The sequence below is a fragment of the Novosphingobium sp. genome (assembly GCF_041915465.1).
In the GTDB taxonomy this organism is placed as follows: Bacteria; Pseudomonadota; Alphaproteobacteria; order Sphingomonadales; family Sphingomonadaceae; genus Novosphingobium.
Map to the genome: position 1 here is coordinate 1 of NZ_JAYSBK010000138.1, position 6476 is coordinate 6476.

Sequence of the window (6476 nt, forward strand, 5' to 3'; positions counted from 1 at the left end):
TGGCCCTGTCGATCGCCGAAGTCGGCGGGCCAAGCGCCACGGCATCGCACCTGCGGCTGATCGAAACGCTCGAAAGCGGCGGTCACCTCGACCGCAAGACCGAAGGGCTGGCTGACGGCGATACCTTTACCCGCCGCGCCGCCGATGGGCGCGGGCTGACCCGGCCGGAGCTGGCCGTACTGCTGTCCAGCGCCAAGCTGGTGCTGCAGGGCGCACTCGAAGCCTCCGACGTGGTCGACGATCCGGGCCTGGCGGCCGAACTGCTCGGCAAGTTCCCGACCCCGATGCGTGAGGTCTACCGGCAGGACATCCTTGAGCACCGGCTGCGGCGCGAGATCATCGCGACGCGGCTGGCGAACCGGATGGTCAACCGGCTCGGTGTGATCCACCCATTCGAACTGGCCGAGGAAGAGGGCGCCACGCTGGCGCAGGTCACGGCCGCCTTCATCGCGGTTGAACGCCTGCTCGGCATGGACGGGGTCTGGGCCGCGCTGGAAACCACGCCGATGCCCGAAGCTGCGCGCCTGCGCCTGTTTGACCGCGCCGCCTCTGCCATGACCGACCACATGGCCGACATGTTGCGCATCGGTGCTGGCAGCACCGCGCCTTCGCAGCTCGTTGCCGAACTGGGCGAAGGCGTGACCGGCTTGATGGGCGATACCGCAGCGCTGCTGACCGGCGAGGCCGCCCTGCAATCGCAGCGGATGCGCGCTGGGCTGATCGCGGAAGGCGCGCCCGAAGCGGAGGCAGCCATGGTCACGCGCTTGTTCGATCTCGACGGCACGATCGGCATCGCCAAGCTGGCCAGGGACAGCGGCACCCCCCCGCATGTGATCACCCGCGCGTTCGGTGCGCTCGGCGCGGCGCTGGGGCTGGACTGGGCGCAGACGACCGCTGCGCGGATGAGCCCGTCGGACCCCTGGGAGCGCCTGCTGGTCAACGGCCTCGCGCGCGATTTCCAGCAGATGCGGCTCGATTTCCTGCGCCGCGCGATGGATGGCAAGTGCGATCCGGCCGCGGCGGTGGAAAGCTGGCTCAAGGCGCAGGATCAGGCCGTGCGCCAGTTCCGCCATGTGATCGCGCGCTCGCAAGGCGTCGCGGCAGTGGCTCCGGCGATGCTGGCGCAGGTCGCCAGCCAGGCCCGCAACCTGCTGGCACGCTAGGCGGTGAGCCGCGCCTGCGCCCAGCGCGCGGCATCGGCCACCACCGGATCGGGATCGTCGAGCAACGGCAGCACCGCGCCGAGCAGCGCGCGGTCGCCGCTGTTCCCTGCTGCATAAAGGCAATTGCGCACCATGCGGCCGCGCCCAATCCGCTTGATCGAGCTGCCCGAAAAGAGCGCGCGAAAACCCGTGTCATCGAGCGCGAGCAGTTCGGCAAGCTTCGGCGCGGTCAATTCGGCGCGTGGCAGAAATGCCTGCATGGTGTGCGCGGTATCGGCAAACTTGTTCCACGGGCAGACCGCCAGGCAATCGTCACAGCCATAGATGCGGTTGCCCAGCGCAGGGCGCAGGGCTTCGGGCACAGGGTCCTTGAGTTCGATCGTGAGATAGGAAATGCAGCGCCGCGCATCGAGCCGGTAGGGTGCGGGAAAGGCCCCGGTCGGGCAGGCCGCCTGGCAGGCATTGCACGAACCGCAGCGGTCGCGCCCCGGCGCATCCGGCTCCAGTTCCAGCGTGGTATAGATCGCGCCGAGGAACAACCACGAGCCATGCCGCCGGCTGACCAGGTTGGTGTGCTTGCCCTGCCAGCCAAGCCCTGCCGCCGCCCCCAGCGGCTTTTCCATCACCGGCGCGGTATCGACGAAGACCTTTACGTCTGCTTCGCCCAGACCGCGCTTTTCCGCCTCGGCCACCAGCCAGCGCGCCAGCGCTTTCAGCGCCTTTTTCACCGTATCGTGATAGTCGCGCCCCTGCGCATAGACCGAGATGCGGCCCCGGTCGCCTACCCCTTCCAGCGCCAGCGGATCGGCGCTGGGGGCATAGCTCATCCCCAGCGCGATCACGCTGCGCGCCTCGGGCCAGAGCCCCTGAGGGGAGCGGCGATGGCGCTCGCGGTCCGCCATCCAGGCCATGTCGCCGTGGTTACCGCCCGCCAGCCATTCGCCCAGCCGCGCCGCGCGCCGCGGATCCTCCTCTGCGCCAGCGATCCCGCAGGCAGCAAAGCCCAGCGCCTTCGCCTGATCGGCAATCGCTTGCTTGAGCGAAATGGTAGCCGCCGTGTTAACCAAGTTTCCTGTTGCTCCTGTTCACTGGCCCGTCACTATGAGCCTCATCCATGAATCTAGGGGAATGGCAGATGGGGAGCAACGCGGCTGCGGATGCAGCGCGTCCTTTGGCAATCGAAGCGCGCGGTATCGTCAAGCGCTTCGATGGTTTCACCGCGGTAGACGGGGTCGACCTCGTCGTTCCCGAAGGCGCGATTTACGGGATTCTCGGCCCCAACGGTGCCGGCAAGACCACCACGCTGCGCATGCTGCTGGGGATCATCGACCCTGATGAGGGCGTGCGCCGTGTGCTGGGGCATGATCGCCCGCACGAAGTGGCGCACACCATCGGCTACCTGCCCGAGGAGCGCGGACTTTATCCCGCGATGAAGGCCTATGAGGCAATCGCCTTCCTTGGCGCGCTGCGCGGCCTGCCGCTGGCCGAGGGGCGCCGCCGGGGCAAGGAACTGCTTGAGGAGCATGGCCTTGGCTATGCCGTCGAGCGCCAGATCCGCCAGCTTTCCAAGGGCATGGCCCAGCAGGTGCAATTGCTCGGCACGCTGGTCCACGATCCGCGCCTGGTGGTGTTTGACGAGCCGTTTTCGGGCCTCGATGCACTCAACCAGGGCAAGCTTGAAAAGATGATCCGCGCGCTCGCCGCCAAGGGCACCACGGTGATCTTTTCGACCCACGTGATCGCCCATGCCGAGCGCCTGTGCGACGAGGTTGCGATCATCGCCGGGGGCAAGGTGCCGTTCGCCGGCCCGGTCGACATCGCGCGCGACCGGATCCGCCCGCAGGTGCGGCTCGAAACCCGCGCCAGCGATGGGCCGTGGCGCGCCGCCCTGCCCGCCGATGCCCGCCACGAAGGCGCGTTCTGGCATTTCTCGCTGCCCGAAACCGGGGTCGAACCCTTGCTGCGCGCACTGATCGAGGGCGAGGCGGGGATCCTGTCGCTCTCCATCGAACGCGCCGGGCTGCACGATGCCTTCGTCGCCATCGCGGGCGAGGCTGCGGCCCGCGCGCTGGAAGAATCGCCCGAAGAGGAGGGCCGCCGATGACCCAGAACCGTCCTTCCGGCCGCCTTTCGACGCTGGCCGCCGCCTTTGTCATCGCGCGGCGCGATTTCACCGCGATCCTGTTTTCGCGCAGCTTCTTCTTCTTCCTGCTCGGGCCGCTGTTTCCGATCCTGGTCGGGGGCCTTGCCGGCGGGATCGGGCAAAAGGTGCAGGACACCGCCGACCGGCCGCAACTGGGCGTCGCCATGTCCGCCGCCGATGTGAACGCGCTGAATGCCGCCTATGACCGGCTCGCCCCCCAGCTTGGCGGCAGCTTGCCCGACCTGGTGGTCGTCGCCCGGCTTGAACCAGGTACGCCGTTCGATCCGGTGAAGGGCATGAAGACCAATGGCGCCAACCTCGCCGCGATCGTCACCGGCACGCTTGATCATCCCGTATTGACCGGCCCGGCAGAGCGCATCGGCGCCTGGCAGGGCCGTGTCGCCCTGCTCGCGGCGGAAGCGCAGAGCACCACGCCTTCGACCTATCCCAAGGTCGAACTGGCCGGGATCGCCACCAGCACTGCCGACCAGACCCACAGCCGCGTGGTCACTGCTCAGCTCGGCCAGACGGTGCTGTTCCTGCTGACCATGCTGCTGGCGGGCATGGTGCTGTCCAACCTGGTCGAGGAAAAGGGCAACAAGATCATCGAAGTGCTGGCCGCCGCGATTCCCATGGACGCGGTATTCCTGGGCAAGCTGTTCGCCATGCTGGCCGTATCCTGGGTGGGCATTTCGGTCTGGGGCATGGTCGGCGGCGCGGTGTGGCTGACAGCAGGCCACTCGCTGTCCGACTATCCGGCCCCGGCAGTCGGCTGGGCGGCGTTCTTCGGGCTCGGCGTGGTCTATTTCTCGATGGGCTACCTGCTGCTCGGCTCGATCTTCCTGGCGATCGGTTCGATGGCCAGCACCGTGCGCGAGGTCCAGACGCTGTCGATGCCGGTGACCATGCTCCAGCTGCTCAACTTCTTCTTCGCTTCCTACGCAATGGCCCAGCCGGGCAGCGCGGTGGAAATGGCGGCGATGATCGTGCCGTTCTCCTCGCCCTTCGCGATGCTGGCGCGCGCGGCGCAGGACGGGGCGATCTGGCCGCACCTGGCCGCAATCGGCTGGCAGCTGGTTTGCGTCGCGGTGCTGGTGCGCTCCGGAGCGGTGCTGTTCAAGCGGCGGGTGATGAAGAGCGGCCCCGCACGCGGCGGCCCCAAGCGCCGCTGGCTGCGCCGCGCGGCGGCCTGAGGCATCGCTCCATCTGACGTTTCGCGCCATTTGCCGAGGTTCTATTGACAATTGGGTAAGTTGGTGCGGATAAGTCTTGAAGCGCAACGTATCTGACAAGAATCGCGCCCGGAGAGAGAGACCCATGGCCACGCAACCGATTGCCGAGAACAAGCCTGCATTCCGCACCTCGCCCACCGCGACCGAGGCGTTCGAGGCCTGGCTCAGGGACCACAAGCAGGATCTGCCGGTCCATACCCATCCGTGGGACGTCTCGCGCTCGGACATCTACGTTGAGGACCGCTGGCAGCCGATCTTTGCCGAAATGCGTGCCAAGGCACCGGTCAACAAGGTCACCGGGACGCCCTATGGCGATTTCTGGAACGTCACCACGGTCAAGACGATCCAGCACGTCGAGGCCCTGCCCGAACTGTTTTCCTCCTCGTGGGAGCACGGCGGCATCACCATCGGCGATCCGCCGGCCGATGCCGCGCCCGAACACCTTGCCGAACGCCGCCTGCCGATGTTCATCGCGATGGACCGGCCCGAGCACACCGGCCAGCGCCGCACCGTCGCCCCGGCCTTCACCCCCGGTGAAATCGAAAAGATGGCCGCCGAAGTGCGCATGCGCACCCAGGCGACGCTCGACAGTCTGCCGTGGGACGAGCAGTTCGACTGGGTCGACAAGGTTTCGATCGAGCTGACCACCGGCATGCTCGCGATCCTGTTCGGCTTCCCCTGGGAGGACCGCCGCCTGCTGACCTTCTGGTCGGACTGGGCGGGCGACCTCGAAATCGGCTTCGCGCCCGGCCTCAACGACATGCGCTTCGAAATCCTGCAGGAAATGGCGCAGTATTTCTCGAAGCTGTGGTTCGAGCGCACCGGCCAGCCGCCGAGCCGCGACCTCATCTCGATGATGATCCATTCCGACGCGATGAACCACATGAGCCCGCAGGAGTTCATGGGCAATCTGGTGCTGCTGATCGTCGGCGGTAACGATACGACCCGCAACACCATGTCGGGCATCGTCCACGCGCTCGACAAGTTCCCCGATCAGCGCGCGATCTTCGAAGCCGATCCTTCGGTGATCCCCAACGGCGTGCAGGAATGCATCCGCTATGTCACCCCGCTCGCCCACATGCGCCGCACCGCCACTGCGGACGCGGACCTGTTCGGCAACGAGATCAAGAAGGGCGATAAGCTGGCGCTGTGGTACATCTCGGCCAACCGCGACGAGGAAGTGTTCCCCGATGCCGACAAGCTGATCCTGACCCGCGAAAACGCGCGCCGGCACCTCTCGTTCGGTTATGGCATCCACCGCTGCGTCGGTGCGCGCCTGGCCGAACTGCAGCTCAAGATCCTGATGGAAGAAATGCACGCGCGCCGCATGCGCGTGAACGTGACCGGCAAGGCCCAGCGCGTGCGCGCCAACTTCGTCCACGGCTTCCGCAAGCTCGAAGTGACGCTCAGCAAGTTCTGAGTACGCGGAACATAGTGAATATGTTAAACGGGGCGGGCCTGAAAGGGCTCGCCCTTTCGCGTTGGGAGACTGATGATGAGTGATCCGCTTGCAATCAGCCGCCGCGGCGCACTGCGCTGGCTGGGGGCAGGGGCGGCAATGGGCGCGCTGGCAGCCTGTGGCGGCGGCAGCGCCGAGGCCAAGGGCTATCCGGTGCAATACAGCGATGCCGAATGGCGCCGCCGTCTGTCCAAGCCGCAATACCACATCCTGCGCGAGAAAGGCACGGAGCGGCCGTTCTCGTCCCCGCTGCTGAACGAACACCGCAAGGGCATCTTCACCTGCGTGGCGGACGGCAACCCGCTGTTTTCATCCGCAACCAAGTTCGACAGCGGCACCGGCTGGCCCAGCTTCTGGAAGCCCCTGCCCGGCGCGGTGGCGACATCGACCGACTGGGAAGTGGGTTATCCGCGCACCGAGGTGCACTGCACCCGCTGCGGCGGCCACCTCGGCCATGTGTTTGACGATGGGCCGAAGCC

General features: G+C 67.0%; 5 protein-coding genes and 1 pseudogene. 5 read left to right on the forward strand and 1 reads right to left on the reverse strand.

Translation table 11 applies throughout. The features are described 5' to 3' along the window. Positions 1-1163 (forward strand): annotated as a pseudogene (locus ACE3SN_RS15700) (glutamate dehydrogenase); the annotation flags it as partial. Here ACE3SN_RS15700 and queG read toward each other — a convergent pair. Then, the gene (gene queG, locus ACE3SN_RS15705) at positions 1160-2230 is read right to left on the reverse strand and encodes a tRNA epoxyqueuosine(34) reductase QueG (protein ID WP_374531597.1); all 1071 of its coding nucleotides are present in this window, start codon (positions 2228-2230) and stop codon (positions 1160-1162) included. The pseudogene ACE3SN_RS15700 and the gene queG sit on opposite strands and share 4 nt — an antisense overlap. A 68-nt stretch (positions 2231-2298) precedes the next feature. On the opposite strand from queG, the gene ACE3SN_RS15710 reads away from it, so the two are divergent. The 4 genes from ACE3SN_RS15710 to msrB all read left to right on the forward strand — a co-directional run. Continuing rightward, the gene (locus ACE3SN_RS15710; RefSeq protein ID WP_374531599.1) at positions 2299-3267 is read left to right on the forward strand and encodes an ABC transporter ATP-binding protein; all 969 of its coding nucleotides are present in this window, start codon (positions 2299-2301) and stop codon (positions 3265-3267) included. Further along, entirely contained in the window at positions 3264-4499 is a 1236-nt protein-coding gene (locus ACE3SN_RS15715) for an ABC transporter permease (protein WP_374531600.1), read from the forward strand. The genes ACE3SN_RS15710 and ACE3SN_RS15715 overlap by 4 nt, the downstream gene beginning before the upstream one ends. A gap of 124 nt (positions 4500-4623) precedes the next feature. Continuing rightward, positions 4624-5958 carry a cytochrome P450 gene (locus ACE3SN_RS15720; RefSeq protein ID WP_374531602.1) on the forward strand — a complete coding sequence of 445 codons (1335 nt, stop codon included), beginning with the start codon at positions 4624-4626 and terminating at the stop codon, positions 5956-5958. Between the two features lie 75 nt (positions 5959-6033). Beyond that, a partial coding sequence (msrB, locus tag ACE3SN_RS15725; protein ID WP_374531604.1) for a peptide-methionine (R)-S-oxide reductase MsrB occupies positions 6034-6476 on the forward strand: 443 nt, incomplete at its 3' end.

Coding starts and splice junctions, on each gene's coding strand:
- ACE3SN_RS15710 (WP_374531599.1), top strand. CDS start 2,299: ATGGGGAGCAACGCGGCTGCGGATGCAGCGCGTCCTTTGGCAATCGAA.
- ACE3SN_RS15715 (WP_374531600.1), top strand. CDS start 3,264: ATGACCCAGAACCGTCCTTCCGGCCGCCTTTCGACGCTGGCCGCCGCC.
- ACE3SN_RS15720 (WP_374531602.1), top strand. CDS start 4,624: ATGGCCACGCAACCGATTGCCGAGAACAAGCCTGCATTCCGCACCTCG.